12 protein-coding genes are annotated in these 20460 nt (G+C 60.8%); 6 read left to right on the plus strand and 6 right to left on the minus strand.

Annotated features, from left to right (window positions below):
• Positions 1–69: 69 nt before the first annotated feature.
• The 5 genes from ACVW0B_RS00820 to ACVW0B_RS00840 all read left to right on the plus strand — a co-directional run bounded on the left by ACVW0B_RS00820 (position 70) and on the right by ACVW0B_RS00840 (position 13536).
• Complete coding sequence (locus ACVW0B_RS00820; protein WP_457490709.1) at positions 70–2964, plus strand: helicase-related protein; 2895 nt, start codon at positions 70–72, stop codon at positions 2962–2964.
• Positions 2961–7565, plus strand: a complete 4605-nt coding sequence (locus ACVW0B_RS00825) for a DUF559 domain-containing protein (RefSeq protein WP_457490710.1) — start codon at positions 2961–2963, stop codon at positions 7563–7565. The genes ACVW0B_RS00820 and ACVW0B_RS00825 overlap by 4 nt, the downstream gene beginning before the upstream one ends.
• A gap of 43 nt (positions 7566–7608) precedes the next feature.
• Positions 7609–7812 (plus strand): type II toxin-antitoxin system VapB family antitoxin, encoded by a 204-nt coding sequence (locus ACVW0B_RS00830; protein WP_011433302.1) that lies wholly within the window; start codon positions 7609–7611, stop codon positions 7810–7812.
• 2 nt (positions 7813–7814) lie between these two features.
• Positions 7815–8210 (plus strand): type II toxin-antitoxin system VapC family toxin, encoded by a 396-nt coding sequence (gene vapC, locus ACVW0B_RS00835; protein WP_011433301.1) that lies wholly within the window; start codon positions 7815–7817, stop codon positions 8208–8210.
• Positions 8211–8478: 268 nt separating this feature from the next.
• Positions 8479–13536, plus strand: a complete 5058-nt coding sequence (locus ACVW0B_RS00840; RefSeq protein ID WP_457490711.1) for a DEAD/DEAH box helicase — start codon at positions 8479–8481, stop codon at positions 13534–13536.
• Here the strand turns inward: ACVW0B_RS00840 and ACVW0B_RS00845 are convergent.
• The 4 genes from ACVW0B_RS00845 to ACVW0B_RS00860 form a co-directional block, all read right to left on the minus strand.
• Entirely contained in the window at positions 13533–14348 is an 816-nt protein-coding gene (locus tag ACVW0B_RS00845) for an ABC transporter permease (RefSeq protein WP_414342371.1), read from the minus strand. The genes ACVW0B_RS00840 and ACVW0B_RS00845 overlap by 4 nt on opposite strands.
• 75 nt (positions 14349–14423) lie before the next feature.
• Positions 14424–15311 (minus strand): phytoene synthase, encoded by an 888-nt coding sequence (locus ACVW0B_RS00850; protein ID WP_414350814.1) that lies wholly within the window; start codon positions 15309–15311, stop codon positions 14424–14426.
• A gap of 156 nt (positions 15312–15467) precedes the next feature.
• A complete protein-coding gene (gene pds / locus ACVW0B_RS00855) occupies positions 15468–16886 on the minus strand; it encodes a 15-cis-phytoene desaturase (RefSeq protein WP_414355714.1) in 1419 nt (472 codons plus the stop codon).
• Positions 16887–16915: 29 nt separating this feature from the next.
• Positions 16916–17047 (minus strand): hypothetical protein, encoded by a 132-nt coding sequence (locus ACVW0B_RS00860; protein WP_414355713.1) that lies wholly within the window; start codon positions 17045–17047, stop codon positions 16916–16918.
• A gap of 46 nt (positions 17048–17093) precedes the next feature.
• Between ACVW0B_RS00860 and ACVW0B_RS00865 the strand changes: the two genes are divergently transcribed.
• The gene (locus tag ACVW0B_RS00865) at positions 17094–18332 is read left to right on the plus strand and encodes a phosphoglycerate kinase (RefSeq protein ID WP_414355712.1); all 1239 of its coding nucleotides are present in this window, start codon (positions 17094–17096) and stop codon (positions 18330–18332) included.
• A 123-nt stretch (positions 18333–18455) separates the two neighbouring features.
• Here the strand turns inward: ACVW0B_RS00865 and ACVW0B_RS00870 are convergent, their stop codons facing one another.
• Positions 18456–18806 carry a DUF1257 domain-containing protein gene (locus tag ACVW0B_RS00870; protein WP_457490712.1) on the minus strand — a complete coding sequence of 117 codons (351 nt, stop codon included), beginning with the start codon at positions 18804–18806 and terminating at the stop codon, positions 18456–18458.
• Positions 18807–18930: 124 nt separating this feature from the next.
• Entirely contained in the window at positions 18931–20442 is a 1512-nt protein-coding gene (ycf46, locus tag ACVW0B_RS00875) for a stress-responsive protein Ycf46 (protein WP_457490713.1), read from the minus strand.
• Positions 20443–20460 lie beyond the last annotated feature (18 nt).

The raw sequence follows: 20460 nt of genomic DNA on the forward strand, positions 1-20460 counted from the left end.
ATGGGAGAGAGTTGTCCCCAAAGAGTATCTAAGATGCAATGGAAAAGGTAGGTCGCTCCCAGGGATCCCATGCAGCCTGGCTCAATTGTCCGCTGCCGCAACCGCGAGTGGGTGGTGCTCCCCGCTGATTCAGAAGAAATTGTGGTGCTGCGGCCCCTCACCGGCACCCCAGAAGATGCGGTTTGCATTCACCGACACCTGATGAACCTTGTGGGCGGCACCTTGCCCTTCGAGCGAGTGGAGCCTACCGCCTTTCCTTGGCCCTCTGGGGATCATCCTGCCGATGCCACCAGTACCCTTCTCCTCTGGCAGGCGGCCCGGCTGATTTTACGGGAGGGCGCAACTCCCTTTCGCTCTCTGGGGCGCCTCTCGATTCGGCCACGGGTATACCAGTTTGTGCCCTTGCTCATGGCGCTGCGCCTCGATCCGGTGCGGCTATTGATTGCCGACGACGTAGGGGTGGGCAAGACCATCGAGGCGCTGCTGATAGCCAGGGAGCTTTTGGATCGCGGCGAGATCCGACGCCTTTGTGTCCTGTGCCCTCCCTATTTGTGCGAGCAGTGGGCCAGCGAGCTGGCCGAGAAGTTTAACCTGGAGCCAGTGGTCATCCGCTCGGGAACGGTGGGGCAATTGGAGCGAAAAACCCCTGTTGGGCGCAGCCTCTACGAGCACTTTCCTGTCCAGGTGGCCAGCATTGACTTCGTCAAGACCGAGCGCAACCGCCACCCATTTCTGCAATTTTGTCCTGAGCTGGTCATTGCCGACGAAGTCCATGGGGCAGCGGCGGCCCATGGCAAAAACCAGCAGGAGCGCCACAGTCTGCTCAAAGCGGTGGCCCAAAACCCCAACCGCCACCTGATCCTGCTGACGGCAACTCCCCACAGCGGTGTCGAAGAGGCCTTCCGCTCGCTGCTGGGGCTGCTGCGGCCCGAGTTCGAGACATGGGATCTCCAGGATCTCAACGAAGACCAACGCGTCCAGCTAGCCCGTCATTTTGTCCAGCGCACGCGGCGAGATATTCGGGAAACTTGGCAGGAGCTCACCTGTTTTCCAACCCGGGAAGCTGAAGATGAAACCTACACCCTTTCTGAGGGGCAGCGCAAGCTGTTCGAGGACACCTATGGGTTTTGCTCGGAATTGGTGTGCACAGGGCAGCAACTAGAGAAGCGCCAGCAGCGAGTGCGCTACTGGGGAGCGCTGGCCCTTTTGCGCTGCGTAATGTCCAGCCCGGCGGCAGCAGTAGCGGCATTGCACAATCGCAGCGGAGCAACCCTGGAGGCAGAAGAAGAGGTTGAGGCAGAACTGAGCCGCTGGGTGTTCGAGTCGGCAGAAGAGCGTACCGACGATGAGCTGCCAACGCCAGCTCTTGAAGCCGCAGACCCAACCCTGCCGGATAGCGACCGCCGCCGGTTGCAGGCCCTGGCCCGTCTGGCCAAACAGCTCCAGGGCCCAGAGCACGACACCAAACTGGCGCGGGCCATCGAGCTGGTGAAAAAGTTGCTTCAGGAAGGTTTTCATCCCATCCTCTGGTGCCGCTACGTTGCCACTGCGGAGTATCTGGACAGTTACCTTCGGCAACAGCTGGGATCCCCAGCCCAAGTAGCCTGTGTAACGGGCAGGATGGGAGACGAGGAGCGGGAGGCCAAGATCGCGAACCTGGAAGTTGACCGACCACGGGTGCTGGTGGCCACCGACTGCCTCTCGGAAGGGATCAACCTGCAGGAAAAGTTTACAGCCGTCATCCACTACGACCTGCCCTGGAACCCCAATCGGCTGGAGCAGCGGGAGGGCCGGGTGGATCGCTACGGCCAAAAGGCCAGCCGGGTCAAGGTCATCCGCTTTTTTGGCCGCGACAACCCCGTAGATGGCGTGATACTGGAGGTGTTGCTCAACAAAGCGCGGGAGATCCACCGCACCCTGGGCACCCACGTGCCTGTGCCGGAGGCTAGCGAAAGCGTTACCCAGGCTGTGCTCGAAGCCCTCTTCCTGCGCAAGGGACACTGGTCCGCCGAGCGCCAGCTAACCCTCGATCTTGGCGTGCCGGAAGTGGATGAGTTTCACCGGCGCTGGGATCGCTCTGTCGAACAGGAGCGGCGCAACCGCACCCGTTTTGCCCAGCGGGCCCTCAAGCCTGAGGCAGTGCAGCGGGAGCTGGAGGCCACCGATGCCGTGCTAGGGGATCCCGAAGCTGTGCGCGAATTCTTCCTGGCTGCCGCCCAGCGCCTCAACCTAGCCATAACCCCAGGGAAGCGGTCGGGGGTCTACCAGGTTAGCGTCGGCTCCGAAGCCACTGCCACCTTGCCGGAAGCCATTCGCCTGGCCCTGCCCTCTCCCAAAGGCGGGCGTTGGCTAATCAGCTTCGACTCGCCCACGCCCGAAGGTGCCGAATACATTGGCCGCAACCACCGCGTCGTGGTTGCCCTGGCCCAGTTTTTGCTGGAGGAAGCCCTCGACAACCCAGAGAAAGGGGATGCTGTCGTCTCCCGCTGCGGCGCTCTACGCACCCGAGCGGTAGTTGATCTTACAACTCTACTGCTGCTGCGGGTGCGCTACCTGGTGGAGCAACCCCAGGGGCAGCCTCTCTTGGCGGAAGAGGTGCTGGTGCTAGGCGGTGTTGGCCTGGAGAGCGGCGAGGCCCGCTGGCTGGAGACGGGCGCAGCTCTCCAACTGCTGGCCACGGCCAAGCCGGATGAGAACCTACCGCTAGCGGAAAAGCGGGAGCTGGTTCAGCATCTCCTGGCCTGTCTCGGCCCGTGGCAGGAGACAGAGGAAAACTGGGGAAGGGATCACCGGCTGCAGCAGGCGGCGCGGGAGCGGATTTTGCAGCGTGCTGCTGAGCTGGAGGCTGCCCATAGGCGCATCCGCCAAGCCGTGTCCCTACAGGGGCGGGGGCTGAAGGTGAAGCCGCAGCTTCCCCCCGATCTTTTAGGACTCCTTGTTCTCCAACCGGTGGTTTGCCGATGAGCGAGTTTTCTGGGGTACGCATCGAAGGAGGCCTGTTGGGGCCCGATATTCTCGAAAAGCTGCTGGCAGGGGATCTGCCAGGACAGAAGCCAGAAGACTTCGGCTTTAACAGCAAGCGCAGCCCAGTCGAAGAGATTGCCGCGGTCTTTGCCGATTGTCGAAAGTACTGGGAGGCCTTCCAGAGCCGCCTGCAGCGCCTGCCCGAAAGCGATCTCGCCACCAGCATCACCCGCGATGCCTGGGCGATCCCCTTCTTCAGTTTGCTGGGGATCGAGGTGCGCTATCAACCGCGCGCCTGCGAGGTGGACGGAATGAACTTCCCCATCTCGCATCGCATGGGCGAGGCGGAAGACGCGCCACCGGTGCACATCGTCGGCGCACGCCAGGAGCTGGGCCGCGTGCCGGCTTCTGGCCGGCCTCGCCTGGCACCCCACTCGCTGCTGCAGGAGTATCTCAACCGCAGCGAGCACCTCTGGGGCATTGTTACCAACGGATTGACCCTGCGCCTCCTGCGGGACTCCACCTATGTGCGTCGGCAGGCCTATGTGGAGTTTGACCTGAAGCAGATCCTAGAGGAGCAGCGGTTTAACGACTTTGCCATCCTCTTTCGGCTGCTGCACCGCAGCCGCTTGCCCCAAACGGCAGAGCTAGCAGGGGATTGTCTGCTGGAAAAGTACTACCAACAGGCCCTGGAGCAGGGTGGCCGGGTACGGGAACGGCTGCGGGAGGGGGTTGAGGAGTGCATCAGGTTGCTGGCAAATGGGTTCCTGGCCCATCCCAAGAACCAGAGGCTGAGAGCGCGGCTCTTGTCGGATCCCAGGGAGCTCTACCGCCAACTGCTGCGCTTGGTCTACCGGTTCCTGTTCCTCTTGGTTTCCGAAGAGCGGGGGTTGATGAGCAGCGCGGCGCTCTATCGCGAGCACTACAGCGTGACGCGGCTGCGGCGGTTTTTGGATCGGCAAAGTGCCCAAGACGAACACGAGGATCTCTGGTGCAGCTTGCGGGTGCTCTGGAGGGTGCTTTCCCAAGAGGAGCTGGCGGAGCTGCTGGGGGCTGCTCCTCTCAACGGAGAGCTGTTTGCCCCTCTGGAGCTGGATGAGTGCAGCCTGAGCAACCGGGATCTGCTGCAAGCCTTTTCGCACCTAGCCTACTACCGAGAAAACCCCACCTCTCCCCTTCGGCGGGTCAACTACGCGGCACTGGATGTAGAAGAACTGGGATCCGTCTACGAAAGCTTGCTCGACTACCAGCCTCAGATTGTAACTGGGCAAGGGGCGCCTCGCTTTGAGTTGAGCTACGGCTCAGAGCGCAAGAGCACAGGCTCCTACTACACCCCGCCGGAGCTAGTGGCCGAACTCATCCGCTCGGCGCTGGAGCCAGTGATCGAAGAACGGCTGAAAGCCGCTCGCCCACCTGAGGAAAAAGAGCAAGCGATTTTGTCCATCCGTGTGTGTGATCCCGCCTGCGGATCCGGTCACTTCCTGCTTGCTGCCGCCCGCAGGTTGGGCAAGGAACTGGCAAAGATCCGCACCGGCGAAGAGGAACCCGCCCCCGAGCGTGTCCGCGAGGCCATCCGCGATGTGGTGGCGCACTGCATCTACGGCGTGGACAAAAACCCGCTGGCGGTGGAACTCTGCCGCGTGGCCCTGTGGCTGGAGGCCCACTGCGCCGGCAAGCCTCTAACCTTTTTGGATCACCACATCAAGTGCGGCGACTCGCTGGTGGGGGTGGTGGATCTCAAGGTTTTGGAAAGGGGCATCCCCCATGAAGCCTTCGATCCTGCAAGCGCCGACTCTAGGGAGGCTGCCCGCTCTCTGAAGAGGCGAAATCGCACAGAGTGCCAAAATTTGCAGACGGGGCAGCTTTCCCTTCCTCTTGGCACTGAGCAGGTGGTGGCCGAGCTTAGCCAAGAGCGACAGAAGCTAGAGGCCATTCAAGACGATTCCCCGGCAGATGTGCGCCGCAAACAGGAGCTCTATGGCCGCTACTGCCAAAACCAGGAACATCAAAGGCTGGTGGAAGCTTGCAACCTGTGGACGGCAGCCTTTTTCCAGCTCCTGACCTCTGACTTCTCCAGAGCCATTACCACCAAGGTGGTGGTTGATCGGCTGGAGAATAGAACCCACCCCCAGGCCCTCGCCACCGCCGCAGCCCTAGCCTTAGAGCATCGCTTTTTCCACTGGCCGCTGGAGTTGCCCGAAATCTTTGAGCGGGGCGGTTTCGACGTTATCCTGGGCAACCCGCCCTGGGAGCGCATCAAATTGCAGGAAGAAGAGTTCTTCGCCGTCCGCGACCCGCAAATTGCCCGCGCTGCCAACGCCGCTGCCCGCAAACGGCTGATCGCTGCCCTGCCGCAGACCAACCCCGCCCTCTGGCACGACTACCAGCGTGCCCTGCACGGCGCCGAAAGCACCAGCCGCTTTTTACGGGGCAGTGGTCAATATCCCCTCACCGGCCGCGGCGACATCAACACCTATTCCGTCTTTGCCGAGCGCGTGCGTAGCCTGCTCAATATCCGGGGGCGGGCGGGCATCATCGTCCCCACCGGCATCGCCACCGACGCGACCAACCAGTTCTTCTTCGCCGATCTGGCAGGCAAGGGACAACTGGCCAGTCTGTTCGATTTTGAGAACCGCCAGCGACTCTTTCCGGCAGTGGATAGCCGCATGAAGTTCTGCCTCCTCACCCTGGCAGGATCGTGGCAACCGACGCCAGCCGGCGTGCGCGAAGCAGCGCCGATGGTCTTCGCCTTCTTTGCCACCCATGCCGATCACCTGCGCGACCCGCGTCGCGTTTTCACCCTCACAGCGGACGACATTGCCCGCATCAACCCCAACACCCGCACCCTGCCGGTCTTCCGTACCCGGCAAGATGCCGACCTGACCCGCGCCATCTATCAGCGCGTGCCGGTACTGGTGAACGAACGCACGGGTGAAAACCCTTGGGACGTGCGCTTCATGGCGATGTTCCACATGTCCAACGACTCGCACCTCTTCCGCACCCGTGCAGAGCTGGAAAAGCAAGGTTACTGGCTGGTGGGGAATGTGTTTGTGCCCTCACCCCCTAGCCCCCTCTCCCACGCTGCGGGAGAGGGGGGAAGGATCGCAGCCCCCGACCTCTCTTCTCGCGCTGCGGGAGAAGGAGGGTACGAATTACCCAAGGCCAGCCAGGAACTGATTGCCAGGGCGCGGCAGTTGCGTCGCGAGGCGACGACCGCCGAAAGCCTGCTCTGGGAATTGTTGCGTGACCGTCGGCTGCTAGGCCGAAAATTCCGACGTCAACATCCGATTGGACAATTCATCGCCGACTTCTTCTGTGACGATGCCCGCCTGATCATTGAGATAGATGGCGCCGTGCACCGCGAACCCACTCAGCAGGAACGCGACCGTTTGCGGGAGGAAATCCTGCGCGAACATGGCTTTGCCATTCTGCGCTTTACCAATGACCAGATACTCGACCGCACAGAACAAGTCCTCCAAGAAATTGCTGCCTATGTCACTGCCCATTCCTACGAGCATCCTTCTCCCCTCTCCCAAAGCCTTGGGAGAGGGGCCGGGGGTGAGGGCTACCTCCCCCTCTACGAAGCCAAAATGATCTGGCACTATGACCACCGCTACGGCACCTATGAGGGCGTGCGCGACCGCTCCAGCACCCAACTGCCCACGCCTGATGAGCACCAGCACGCCGACCCGCACTTCGTCGTTCTGCCCTGGTACTGGGTGCCCGCTGAAGAAGTAACGAAGCGCCTGGGCGACTGGCAGCGTGGGTGGTTGGTGGGCTTCCGGGATGTGGCACGTTCTACGGATGAGCGCACCGCCATCTTCAGCCTGCTGCCCAGAGTTGGGGTAGGACATACGATGCCCATAGTCCTTACGGGTGAGATTTCGGCTATTCATCTCTCGTGTTTTCTAGCCAATCTAAATGTCCTGATTTTTGATTGGGCATTGCGCCAGAAAATTGGTGGGACGCATCTTACTTTCTTCATCCTCCGCCAACTCCCTATTTTTCCCCCCACTGCCTACACCCCCGCCGATCTCGCCTTCATTGTGCCGCGCGCACTGGAACTGACCTATACTGCCTGGGATCTCAAGCCCTTCGCCGACGATGTGTGGAACGAAGCTGATGACGGGCTGCGGGCAGCCATCCATGCTGCGTGGGATGCAAACCGTATTGCTGTCGGCAGGCATGAATGGCGCCTGCCATCCTGGATCAGCGCTTACCCGGAGATCGAAACCAACCCGCAGAAGGGCATCCCCTTTCCGCCCTTTCGCTGGGACGAAGACCGCCGCGCGGTGCTGCGTGCCGAACTCGATGCCTACTATGCCCGGCTCTACGGCCTGACGCGCAAGCAACTGCGCTACATCCTCGACCCGGCGGATTTGACCGAACGCGAACTTGCCGACATCCTCGACCCGCGGGAAGAGGTGGCAGACCCGCTCGACCCGGCTGGCTACGCTACCCGCGCTGCTGCTAGCACCTTCCCCGGCGAAACCTTTCGCGTGCTGAAGGAGAAGGAGATACGTCAATACGGCGAATACCGCACGCGGCGGCTGGTGCTGGAGGCGTGGGAGAAGCTGGCGCAGCACTCAATAAAAGCTTAGAATACACATAGATCTGCATTTCTATACACACAAGTGGCTCCTCATGCGCACCAACATCGTCCTGGATGACGACCTGATCGAGCGTGCCCGCCAGGTAACCGGCCTCAAGACCAAGCGCGAGGTGATTCACGAAGCGCTGCGTGTCCTGATTCGCCTACACGAGCAAGCTGAGATCCGCAACTTACGCGGCAAGTTGAAATGGGAGGGCAATTTGCAGCAGCAACGCCTGTCGTGCCTGCAGGACTGAGGATGATCCTGGTGGACAGCACCATCTGGATTGATTACTTCAACGGCATTTCATCGCTTCACACCGACTATCTGGATTGGGCCCTGGATCAAACTCTTATCCTGGTGGGCGACCTGATTTTGGCAGAAGTCTTGCAGGGCTTTCGCAAAGATGCCGATTTCGAGCAGGCTCGCTGTGCTCTGGTGAAATTGCATCAGGTGCAAATGGTTAACCCCTCCCTGGCGGTGAAAAGTGCGCAGAACTTTCGCTTGTTGCGTCGCAAAGGCGTGACGGTGCGCAAAACAATAGACAGTTTGATTGCCACTTGGTGCATTGAGAACAATGTTCCGCTCCTCCACCACGACAGTGACTTCGATGGCTACGAGGCGCATCTAGGATTGCGGGTTATTCGTCCATGAGGCAGAGGTGGCCTTCTGCAGACCAGTTTTCTCTTGACATACCCCCTGCCTAAAGGCAAGGGATTCTGGTTCCTGCGTTCGGAGAACGCTGCAGCCGTCGGCGGGTACTGGAGGTGTGGGGGAAGCCGGCGCATTGCCGATCCCACTTCGGAGATATCTTTTTGCCGTTCAGCGGGCCGTAGATCTTGGTGGGTGCGGTTTCAAACACCACTTGCGGCATCTTCAAGCTAGGCTTGAGCTAACCAAGCGGGCCTTAAGGGCAGATTCGATGTCCACCATCTTTGATCTCCACGCCACTGTTCTGGACGACTATCGCGATTTTGTCCGCTCCTTTTTTCTCATTGCCGATCCCCAAGCCCAGGCGTTTGTAGAGCAAGCTCTAGAGGAAGGGATCCACCTCTGGCCAGAACCCCTCCTCCAGCTCAGCCCTAGTTATGTATCTGGTCCAACCGTTGACGAGTTGGCCGAGGCGGGGCGCATTGCCCAAGAAACAGCCCGCATTTTCCGCTTTGAGGATGGCAGACCCTTCCGCCTCTACCGCCACCAGGAGGAAGCTGTTGCCAAGGCCCTAGCAGGCAAGAGTTTTGTCGTTACCAGCGGCACCGGCTCTGGCAAAAGCCTTTGCTACTTCTTGCCCATCATTGACAACTGGATCCGCCAGGGGGGATCCCGTCATCAGGTGGTGGCCATTGTGGTCTACCCCATGAATGCCTTGGTGAACTCTCAATACCAGTCTTTGCAAGCCCTGTGCGAGCGGTACGAGCGCAACTACCATCGCCCTTTTCCGCTGCGCTTTGCCAAGTACACCGGGGAAACTTCGGAAAACGAACGAGACCAGCTACGGCGGGATCCACCTCAAATTCTGCTCACCAACTATGTGATGGCAGAACTCCTCCTGGTTCGTCCTGAAGATCAGCGGTTTTTGAATCCCGAGATGGGAGGGCTGCGCTTTCTGGTCTTTGACGAGCTGCACACCTACCGGGGTCGGCAAGGGGCGGATGTGGCCATGCTGGTTCGCCGCCTAAAAGGACGCTGTGGGGCCAAGAACTTGGTGCATATTGGCACCAGCGCCACCATGATCTCCCGACCAGAAGCCGACGCCCAGGAGCGCCGCCAGACTGTAGCCGCCTTTGCCAGCCGCTTTTTCGGCCATCCCTTTGGGCCGGAGCACGTCATTGAGGAAACCCTGGCCCCCCTCACCGAGGGCGGCCCACCCACGGTGGCAGAGCTGAAGAGCGCCCTGGACTTGCCTTGGCCTACAAACCAGGCCGATCTGCGCCGCCATCCCCTAATGCGCTGGCTAGAGTATGAGCTGGGCCTGGAGCAAAGTCCCGATGGCAGCTTCAGGCGCCGCGTGCCCAGGGAGCTTTCCAAGGTAGCCGCCCAACTGGCAGAGCTGACCAGCACTACCCCTGAGAGCTGCACCGAGTCCCTACGCCAGTTTCTGGCCCACGCCAGCAGCCTGCGGGAGGGCTCTAGCCGCGGCCCGGCCTTGAAGTTACACCAGTTTATCTCCCAGGGCCGCACCCTCTATGCCACCCTGGAAAGTCGGGACAAGCGGCAGTTTTCCCTGGAAGGACAAGTGCAAGCAGGGGAAGGAAAGCTGTTTTTCCCCGTCAAGTTCTGCCGCCACTGTGGCCAGGACTACTACCACGTCCTCAGGTCAAAGACTCACTTCCTGCCCTATCCTCTGGGGGAAGAGGTTGAGGAAGGCGAAGACCAGCAGGCCGGTTACCTGAGCTTGGATCCTCTTGACAACGAGTGGTCGCTGGAGCAGATCCCCGAAGACTGGTACACCCCTGAGGGCAGACTCAGGCCCAACTGGGGAAAGCGCGTCCCCCAAGCCGTCTGGGTGCGCCCGGATGGCTCCTTTTCCGAGTACTCCCAGGCGGAGGCGCAGAAGATGTGGTGGCAGCCCCAGCCCTTTTCTCTTTGCCTAGCTTGCGGCGAGTACTACAGTGGGCGGGAGCGGGAGTTCGCCAAGCTGGCTTCCCTCTCCAGCGAAGGCCGCTCCAGCGCCACCACCATTCTGGCCACTTCTCTGCTGCGCCATGCCGCTCAGACGGGTGCAGCCCGCGGCAAGCTGCTCACCTTTACCGACAACCGCCAGGATGCCTCCTTGCAGGCCGGCCACTTCAACGACTTTGTCCACGTGGCCCTTTTGCGGGCCGCGCTCTATGCTGCCCTGCAGGAGAAAAAAGAGCTGGACTTCTCAGAGGTAGCCCCGGCAGTGGTGCAGGCCTCAGGCTTGAGCCTTGCCGACATTACCCAAAACCCCGATTTGGATCCCCAGTCGCCGGCTGCCCAAGAGGTCTGGCAGGCTTTTACGGAGCTAACCGAATACCGGCTCTACGAGGATCTGCGGCGCGGCTGGCGGGTCACCCACCCCAACCTGGAACAGGTGGGCTTGTTGAAAATCGAATACCGCAGCCTCAGGGAGCTTTGCCAAGGCTCGGCCCTGGCCCCTCTCCACCCCTGGTTTGTCCAGGCCGAGGTTGAGGAGCGGGAACGCCTGCTGCGGGCTGTTTTGGATCAGTTTCGGCGCAAATTGGCCATCGATGTGCGCCTGCTCAAAGCCGAGTCCCAGAGAACGCTGCGCCGACGGGCCGAGCAACACCTCAACGAGTTTTGGGGCCTAGAAGAGTACGACGAGCTGCGGACGGCCACCTGCTTTGTCCGCCAAAGCTGCGACGGAAAGGACATAACAACTTTCAGCCTGGGCCCCCGCAGCGCCCTCGGACGCTTTCTTGCCAAGCGCCTTGGGCTAACCCGGGAAACCTACGATGAGCTTTTGGGATCCCTGCTTTCTCTCCTAGTTAGCTACGACCTGCTGCGGCACCACTCGGAGAATGGCCAGGAAGCCTACCAGCTCAACGCTGGCTGTCTGCGCTGGTGCCTGGGCGATGGCTCGCCGCCGCCAGATCCTCTGTATTCCCGCCGGGCCGAGCAGAGCGCCTACTCCTCTGCCCGCCGCCCCGTTAATCTCTTTTTCCAGCGCCTCTACCAGGCCGGGGCAGCAGGGCTGGGATCCCTGGAGGCCAGAGAGCACACGGCTCAGGTGGTTCGCCTAGGGGAGCGGGAGCGGCGAGAAAAGCGCTTTCGCGGCGAGGAGAGGGATCGCCGCCTTCCCTACCTAATCTGCTCGCCCACCCTGGAGCTGGGGGTCGATATTGCCGATTTGGATCTGGTGCATCTGCGCAACGTGCCCCCCACACCCGCCAACTACGCCCAGCGCAGCGGTCGGGCAGGCCGCCAGGGGCAGCCGGGACTCATCATCACCTATTGCGGGGCTTTCAATAGCCACGACCAGTACTACTTCCGCCGCCGCCCCGAGATGGTGGCCGGTCGCGTGCGCCCTCCCCGCCTGGATCTAGCCAACGAATCGCTGCTGCGCGCTCACATCCACGCCGTTTGGTTGGCTCAGGTGCGCCTGCCCCTAGGCAATTCCATTGAAACCGTCATCGACGCGGATCGGGAAGAGCTGCCCCTCAGGGAGACAGTGGCCCAGCAAATCCAACTTGAGGAGTCTGCCCGCCAACAAGTGAAGGAGCAGGTGCAGAAGCTGCTGGCCGCCGATCGCCAACTCCTAGATAAAAGCGGCTGGTTTAGCGAGCGCTGGCTTCAGCAGGTCATTGAAGAGGCACCCCAGGCTTTTGACCGAGCTTTCGATCGCTGGCGAGAGCTCTATCGGGCTGCCACGCAGCAGTTGGAAGCCGCTAACCGCCAGCTCCAGACGACTCGCCAAAAGAAAGACCAACAGGAAGCCGAGCGCCGCCAGCAAGAAGCCCTGCGCCAGCGCAACTTGCTGCTGCAGATTGGAACCCAGCGGGAGGAAAGCGACTTCTATCCCTACCGCTATTTGGCTAGCGAAGGCTTCTTGCCCGGCTACAACTTCCCTGCCTTGCCGGTGCGGGCCTGGGTGCCCCGCGGCAGCGAGGGCGAGTTCATCGCCCGGCCTCGCTTTTTGGCTATCCGCGAGTTTGCTCCCCACAACTTCCTCTACCATGAGGGCTGCCAGTGGGAAGCAGTGGCGTTTCAGGCTCCGCCCGGCGGCCTGGAGGAGCGCAAAAGTAGCCACAAGCTCTGTTTTAGCTGTGGGGCCTTTGCCGATCCCCACCTGGATTGCTGCCCCGTCTGCGGCACCCAGTTCGATGGGCAAAACAGCCTCTTTACCCAGCTTCTGGAAATGCCCAATGTGCGCATGCGGCGGCGGGATCGCATCACAGCTGACGAAGAGGAGCGGCGGCGGCAAGGCTACGAGCTGCAGACCTTCTTCCAGTTTGCTCCCGAAAGCTCTGGCTACCGCGTCCAAGAAGCTGATGTGCTGAGCGGACAAACTCCCCTGCTGCAGTTGCGCTATGCCCCGGCGGCCACCCTGCTACGCATCAACCACGGCTGGCGGGGAAGTGGAGGGCGCGGCTTTTTGGTCAACTTTGAAAATGGGGAAGTTCCCTCGCGAGATCAGCTTGAGCGGAACAGGGCAGGCTCGTCCAACCCAGTCCCCCTGCAGTCCATTCGCCTGGCGGTGCGCAGTACCCAAAACCTGTTGCTGGTGCGCCTGGTTCAGCCAGGGGTGGAGAATCCGCAGGCCCTGGAGACCACCCTGCGCTATGCCCTCAAGCGAGGGATCGAAGAGACCTTTGAGCTAGAAGAGACAGAGCTGGCCGCCGAGTGCATCGGCCAGGGATCCCATCAGGCCATGCTCTTCTACGAAACAGCAGAAGGGGGCGCTGGCGTCCTGCGGCGCCTGGTGGAAGAGCCCCAGGCTCTAGCGGAAGTGGCCCAAGTGGCGCTGGAGATCTGTCACTTCCAGCTTTCAGAGGCCGGGATCCAAGACCTGTGGCCCGAATGCCGAGCAGCCTGCTACGAATGCCTGCTCAGCTATGCCAACCAACGGGAAGCGCTGCAGCTTGACCGCTATCAGATCCGGGATCTTTTGGGCCTGCTGGCCAACAGCCGCACCGAGCTGCGCTCCCTGGGTCGCTCCCGCCAAGAGCACCTGGAGTGGCTGCGCCAGCTCCTGGACCCTCGCTCTGAACTGGAGCGCCGCTTTCTCGAAACGCTGGCAGCAGGAGGGTATCGGCTGCCTGAGGATGCCCAGAAAGCCATTGCCGATCCCGACTGCGTCGTTGACTTCTTCTACAGCCCCAACATCTGCATCTTCTGCGATGGCCCAGTCCACGACCAGCCTGCCCAAGCGGAACGGGATCGCCAACTGCGCTCGCAGCTGCAGGGACGGGGCTACCGCGTGCTTGTTCTGCGCTACAACCAAGATTTGCAAGAGCAGCTGGCTCGCTACCCAGAAGTATTTGGCAAGGGCAGCTAGTCCTGCTGGTGGGAAAACAGATAAGCTCCCACAAAAGCCAGGATTACCGCCAAGCCGCCCAAAACTCCCACCGTGTACCAGGGAAACTCCGCAAGCGGCTGGTAGGCGGCTGCCCGCATGCCAATGCTGGCGTAGGAAAGGGGCAGGCAATAGACCAGCACCTGCAGGTAGGTCGGCAACTGGGCGGGATCGAAAAAGGTGGCCCCTAGGAAAGACATGGGCGTAATCAAAAAGTTGGTTAGCACGCCCACACTCTCCAGGCTGGGCACCTTCAAGCCAGCAATTACCCCAATGCCGGCAAAGACGGCGCAATCCAAAAGTAGAACCAACAGCGACAAGGGGTGAAGCAGGCCCCAGGCCCCCGTACCCAGCACCCCCACCGCCAACACCCCCAAGGCCGTCAGCAGGCCGCGGGCAATGCCCGCCAGCACCTTGCCCAGATGCAAAGACAAGGGGTGCACCGGCAACAGCAGCAGCTCTTCAAAGCTCTTGGTAAATAGCCGCGATCCACAAATGGAGAAGGTGGTGCCGGCAAAGCTGATGGTCATGGCTGAAAGAGCCACCATCCCCGGCAAGATAAAGCGCAAATAAGAACCTGCCGCCGTGGATCCGGCCACCTCGGCCAAAGCTTCGGCCCGCAGGGATCCCCCTAGGCCCACCCCAAAGGCAACAATGTAGATGAGGGGAGCCACCAGCCCCGAGGCCACCACCTGCCAAACTCGCCCCCGCAGATCCAGCCAGTCGCGCCAGAAGATGGTTAAACTGTCTTCCCAGATTCGCTGATAGGGTAGGGTCAGGGCACGGCTTACCATAGGTTTTCTTCGCTGTATTAGAGGTCTTCTTGTTTTCTGCTGCCGCGGCCGTGGGGAACTGCTTGCTGCTCCCTACTAGTAACCGTAGTAGTTGGAGCGCCGCGACCGCCACCAGGCCACCGGCAGCGCCAATGCCTTGCTGAGAGTGGACACGTAAGCGCGGGTGCGAAAAACCTGGTAGTGGTTGCGCTCGATGGCGTTGAGAATCTGCCGGTAGAGCATCAAGGAAGCGGCTACCGGCCAGCGGGAGTCCGGCTGCAGGGTAGGGATCCCCCGTTCCGCTTGGGCATAGAGCTCTCTAGCCCGCCGGATCTCATAGTCCATCAAAGCCATCCAGCGCTCGTCAATAACATAGTTAAACAGGTCCCGCTCGGAGTAGTTGAAGCGGCGCAGATCTTCCAGGGGGATGTAGATCCGCCCGCGGCGGGCGTCCTCTCCCACATCCCGCAAGATGTTGGTTAGTTGCATGGCGATCCCCAGCGCCACCGCCTCCTCGCGGCCATCCCGGCCCGGCACAAACCCCATGATCTCCGAGCACATCAGCCCCACCACCCCAGCCACGCGGTAGCAGTAGACCCGCAGATCCTCCCAGGTGGCGTAGCGCTGGGTATCCAAGTCCATGCTCTGCCCCCGCAGCATCTCGCGAAACGGCTCGATGGAAAGGCGGTAGGTGCGGATGGTGTGGATCAAAGCGAGGTCCGTGGGGACTTGCGGCTCGCCTCCCTGGAAGAGCGACTCCAGATGGGATCCCCACTGCTCCAGCTTGCTGCGGGTGACCTCCACCTCTGCCTGGCTGGCTTCCAGTCCATCCAGCAACTCATCGGTTTGCCGCAGCCAAGCGTAGATGGCCCAGATGGCCCGCCGTTTGGACTGGGGCAAGAGCAGGGATCCCAGGTAGAAAGTCTTAGCGTGCTTGGCCGTAATCTGGCGACAGAGGGCAAAAGATTGCTCAAGCGGACTCATCTGGCTATCTCCAGGAGCACAGGGCCAGGATAGAGAAGGAAGAGGAACGGCGAGGGCACATATCAACACTACGGGAAAGCGGACGCCGCGGATAGCCTAGAAGAGGTTGTGGGGAAAAGAAAGATTCAAAAGGCATAGGAGGCGGACGGCGGAGAGCTAGACCCCCGCAGCTGCCAGAGTTGAGGCCGAGACAGAAGCGCGTTGAAATGGGATCCCCTTGTTGATGGCCTCCGCCGCCCACTTGCCGGAGAGGATGGCCCCCTCCATGCTGCCCAGGAAGGGCTGTAGGGTGTAGCTGCCCGCCAAGAAGAAGTTGGGAATGGGGGTAACTTGAGTGGGGCGATACTGCTGTCTGCCAGGGGTAGCCTTGTAAACCGAGCGCGGCGTTTTCACCACCACCCACTTGCGCACGCGGGCGGGGTTGGGGCCGGTAAGGTGCTGGGGAAAGAGTTTTTTCAGTTCCTCCAGCGTGGCGGCAAAGATCTCCTCATCGCCGCGATCAATCCACTCGGCAGCCGGAGCCAGCACCAGCTCCAACATGGACCGCTCCGGATCGGCATAGGCCCGGCAGGTGTTGCTCATGTCGGCATACACGCTCAATAGCGGCGAGCGGGAAAACAGGGAGTGATCGATGTGAGTAATCTTGCGGTCAAACCAGATCTGCAGGCTAATTACTGGCACCCCCTCCAGTTCACGCAGCTTTTGGAAAAAGGGGATCCCCCACCACTGCGCCGGCAGCAGCTCCTTGAGCGCGTCCACCGAAAGGGCCGAGACATAGGCATCGGCAGTCACCTCCACCGGCCCAGAGGGGGTGGCTAAGCAAAACCCGGCCACGCTGCCGTCAGGGTTGAGACGAATGTCCTGCAACGCCGCCTTCAAATGCACTTCCCCCCCACGGGCGACAATGTAGTCCACCATCGGCTGGCAGAGCCGCTCTGGGGGAGCGCCGTCTAGGTAGGCAATCCTAGAGCCATCTTTTTGCTGCAAAAAGCGGTTCAAGGCCGTCAGGGGCACCATGGCCGAGATCTCCTCCGGGTTGATGAAGGCCAGGGCCTTGGAGACGGCAATGAAAATATCGGTGTTGACCCGCTCGTCAATACCCTGCCGCCGCAGCCATTCCAAGAGGCTGTAACGATCCATCTGCTCTACATAGCGCTGGCCGCGAATCATGGCCGGCACCAGCCCCAGGGCAAACTTCACCTTTTCCCCCCAGGTGAGCATGTCGTTGTTGCGCAAGATGCCGACAATGGCATTGAAGGGGGCGGGAATATCCGGCAGGTCGAAGCGGGAATAGGTGCCCGGCTTGTCCGGCTGGTTGAAAATCAAGCTGTGTTCCTTCCACTGCAGGCGATCGGAGATGCCCAGCTCCCGGAACAGCTGCAACGTGTTGGGGTAGGCGCCAAAAAAGTTGTGCAGCCCCGTCTCGATCCAGTCGCCGTCGGCATCTTTCCAGGCAGCCACCAGGCCACCCAAAACATCTCGCCGCTCGAAGAGGAGCGGTTGATGCCCGGCATCGCAGAGATACTTGGCACAGGCCAGCCCGGCCAGCCCGCCACCAGCAATGGCAACACGCATGAGGGTAACGACAAAGCAACACTTTCATTCTATTTGCAAACCGTTACAATTGCCGGGGCCAAGGGGCAGACGGAAGGCCAACCCGGCACCAGCAGCAGGACAAGGGGATCCCTGAGCCCATCGGTCTCGCTGCCGGGATCCCAATCGCTGGTAGGATACATACGGAAGAAAAAATAAAGATTTTCTGCAGTCCGGGGGAAAACAACGATGGCCAAACAAACACTGGGATCCCTGCTGTCATCCGGCTTTGATCTGGCCGGCAAGCGTGTGCTGGTGCGAGCCGATTTCAATGTCCCCTTGGACGCCCAGGGCAACATTACCGATGACACCCGCATTCGGGCTGCTCTGCCCACCGTCCAGGCCCTCATCCAAGCGGGCGCCAAAGTGATCCTCGCCAGCCACCTGGGCCGCCCCGTCAAAAAAGACAAAGAGACAGGCGCGGTTAAGATCGCTCGCGAGGGCAATAGCCTAGCCCCCGTGGCCACCCGTCTTTCTCAGTTGCTGGGCCAGCCGGTCGCCTTTGCCCCCGATTGCATTGGCCCCGAGGCCGAGGCAGTGGTGAACGGCCTGGAAAACGGCCAGGTGGCCCTGCTGGAAAACGTCCGCTTCTACCCAGAAGAGGAAGACAACGACCCGGAATTTGCCCGCAAGTTGGCCTCACTGGCGGACTTGTTCGTCAACGACGCCTTTGGCAGTGCCCACCGCGCCCACGCCTCTACTGCCGGCGTTACCGCCTATCTCCAGCCTGCTGTGGCTGGCTACCTGGTGGAAAAGGAGCTGCAGTTTCTTTCGGGCGCCATCGAGAATCCGCGGCGCCCCTTGGCAGCCATCATCGGCGGCTCCAAAGTGTCCAGCAAAATCGGCGTCATCGAGAGGCTGCTGGAGAAGGTGGATAAGCTCCTCCTCGGCGGCGGCATGATCTTCACCTTTTACCAAGCCCAGGGCCTCAAGACCGGCAAATCCCTGGTAGAAACCGACAAGCTGGATCTCGCCCGCTCCCTGATGGAGAAAGCCAAAGCGCGAAGGGTGGAGCTGTTGCTGCCGGTGGACGTGGTGGTAGCGGATCGCTTTGACAAAGACGCCAACGCCCAGACGGTTTCCATCCACCAGATCCCCGACGACTGGATGGGTCTGGACATTGGCCCAGAATCGGTAAAAGCTTTTCAGTCCGCCCTGCAGGGGTGCCAAACCGTGGTCTGGAATGGGCCAATGGGCGTGTTCGAATTCGACCGCTTTGCCCTGGGCACAGAAGCCATTGCCCGCACCCTGGCCGATCTCACTCAAGCGGGAGCCACCACCATCATCGGCGGGGGAGACTCGGTGGCTGCCGTGGAAAAAGTGGGCCTGGCCGACAAAATGACCCATATCTCCACCGGTGGCGGAGCCAGCCTGGAGCTATTGGAAGGGAAGGTGCTGCCCGGCATTGCCGCTCTCACAGAAGCGTAGGTTCCTCCTTCGGGTCGCAGCCCCTCCAATCCAAAAACCAAGCCAAAAAGTAGGGGCTGGATTCAGCCCCTCCTAACTTTAGTCGGTGTAGATCGCTGCAGCGATGGCGAGACAGGATCCGGCTTAGTGCATCACCACTTTAACGTTGGCGTTGTTCAAGCCAGGACGCTTCACCTCGGCCAAGGTCTTGTTGACGGCGTACTTCTGGTTGATGGAGTTGATCAACTCGGTCTGGTTGTGCTTCTTGGCCACGCCCCACAAATCGGCAATCAGGTCGTAGGAACCGTCGGGATTCTTCGACCAGCCCAGATCGTAGTCGCCTTCCAACTGAGCCACGATGTCAGCGCGAACACGCTGGCCGTTGTAGCCACGCACGTCGGCGTTCAGCTTAACGGTGTAGCCGAGATCGCGCAGAGAGTTGATCAGGACTTGACCGTCAGTGATTTTGGTACGCAGGGTGCTAAAATGAGACATGGTGTTTCTCTCCTTTGTATAGGGGTTGGAACATCGACACAAACAATGGGCACTGTTCTTTGGGGAAGGTTTGGGCCCTGCCGTCCCTGCTTCTGTCAAGGTAGCTTTGGATCCTCACCTCCTCCTAGAACTCCAGCCGCTGGTACTCGGCTACAGAGGCCGCTGCAGGCCGAGCCCGCTGCTGGGCCCATTCCCTCAACGCTACCACTTGCTCCGTCATGGTGCGAGATAGCGGTTGAGTTGCTTTCGTTGCTGCCAAAATGTCCAGTTGGGTAAATTCGCGGTTCTGGGCAAACGCTTCGTACATGGCAGCAATCAAAACTTGTTCGATCTCCGCGCCGGAGAAGCCTTCACAGGCTGCGGCCAACTGGCGCAGATCAAAGCGGCTGATGTCGCGCCGCCGCTTCTTCAGGTGGATCCGAAAGATCTCGATGCGCTCGTTGATGTTGGGCAAGTCCACGAAGAAGATTTCGTCAAAACGGCCCTTGCGCAAGAATTCGCCTGGCAGACGGTCCACACGGTTGGCGGTGGCCATGACAAAGACCGGCGAGCGCTTCTCCTGCATCCAGGTTAGGAAAGAGCCAAAGATGCGGCTGGAGGTGCCTCCGTCAGAATCGCTGGAGCCTGCTGATCCAGCAAAGGCTTTGTCCAGCTCGTCGATGAAAAGGATGGCAGGGGCGAGAGATTCAGCAGTTCGCAGGGCACTGCGCAGATTCGCTTCCGATTTGCCCACCATGGAGCCATCATAAACGCGGCCCATGTCCAGACGCAGCAGGGGCAGGCCCCAGAGACGGGCAGTGGTCTTGGCGATCAGCGACTTACCGCAGCCAGGCACGCCCAGGATCAGCATACCCTTGGGTTGGGGCAGTCCATAGGCGCGGGCCCGCTCAGTGAAGGCCTCAGAACGTTGCAGCAGCCAGCGCTTCAGCTCTTCCAGACCGCCAACGGCGTCGATGGTCTCGTCCTCTTCGATAAACTCGAGAATGCCGTTGCGCCGGATCAGTTGCTTCTTCTCAGAGAGGATGATGTCTACTTCTGCCTCGGTGAGGCGACCATGCATCACCACAGCCTTGCGGTAGACTTTTTCTGCCTCGTCCTGCGTTAGGCCCAGGGCCGCCTTGAGCAACTTTTCGCGGGTATCAGGAGCCAAAGGCAGGGAGCGCGGGATCTGCTCCAGCTGGCGGTTGAGGGCGCGCTCCAATGTGGCCATGTCCGGCAGGGGGAAGTCCACTACGCAAATGTCTTTCTCCAGCTCGACCGGGATCACCTGCACCGGCGACATGAGCAGGATGGTTTTGTGGGATCCCTTCAGGCTGGCAATAGCATCCCGCAGCCAGCGCTTCACCTCGGTGTTGTCCAAGAAGTCATGTAGGTCTTTGAAGACGCAGATGGCGGGATCCTTTTGCTCCATTACCCACTGGATGGCGGGCTGGGGGGATTGGGTGTTGTGCTGGGTGAGGCTGCGGGGGTTGCCGTATTCGACGATGCCGTGGGTAACTGTCCAAATGAATAGGCGACGCTGAGGCCTAAGGGTGCGGGCAATTGCTGCCAGAGCCGCTTCTGCCCGTTCCTCCTCTGGAGTCAGCAGGTACAGCAGTGGGTATTGAGCTTGAATGAGGATGCTTAGCTCTTGCATGGGAAACACCAACTGCAG

This window comes from Thermostichus sp. MS-CIW-23, from assembly GCF_054059455.1.

Bases quoted from the DNA above. Each gene is read 5' to 3' on its own strand.
- ACVW0B_RS00820 (WP_457490709.1), top strand. From the start codon at position 70: ATGCAGCCTGGCTCAATTGTCCGCTGCCGCAACCGCGAGTGGGTGGTG.
- ACVW0B_RS00845 (WP_414342371.1), bottom strand. From the start codon at position 14,348: ATGGTAAGCCGTGCCCTGACCCTACCCTATCAGCGAATCTGGGAAGAC.
- ACVW0B_RS00840 (WP_457490711.1), top strand. From the start codon at position 8,479: ATGTCCACCATCTTTGATCTCCACGCCACTGTTCTGGACGACTATCGC.
- ACVW0B_RS00860 (WP_414355713.1), bottom strand. From the start codon at position 17,047: ATGTATCCTACCAGCGATTGGGATCCCGGCAGCGAGACCGATGGGCTC.
- ycf46 (WP_457490713.1), bottom strand. From the start codon at position 20,442: ATGCAAGAGCTAAGCATCCTCATTCAAGCTCAATACCCACTGCTGTAC.
- vapC (WP_011433301.1), top strand. From the start codon at position 7,815: ATGATCCTGGTGGACAGCACCATCTGGATTGATTACTTCAACGGCATT.
- ACVW0B_RS00865 (WP_414355712.1), top strand. From the start codon at position 17,094: ATGGCCAAACAAACACTGGGATCCCTGCTGTCATCCGGCTTTGATCTG.
- ACVW0B_RS00830 (WP_011433302.1), top strand. From the start codon at position 7,609: ATGCGCACCAACATCGTCCTGGATGACGACCTGATCGAGCGTGCCCGC.
- pds (WP_414355714.1), bottom strand. From the start codon at position 16,886: ATGCGTGTTGCCATTGCTGGTGGCGGGCTGGCCGGGCTGGCCTGTGCC.
- ACVW0B_RS00870 (WP_457490712.1), bottom strand. From the start codon at position 18,806: ATGTCTCATTTTAGCACCCTGCGTACCAAAATCACTGACGGTCAAGTC.
- ACVW0B_RS00825 (WP_457490710.1), top strand. From the start codon at position 2,961: ATGAGCGAGTTTTCTGGGGTACGCATCGAAGGAGGCCTGTTGGGGCCC.
- ACVW0B_RS00850 (WP_414350814.1), bottom strand. From the start codon at position 15,311: ATGAGTCCGCTTGAGCAATCTTTTGCCCTCTGTCGCCAGATTACGGCC.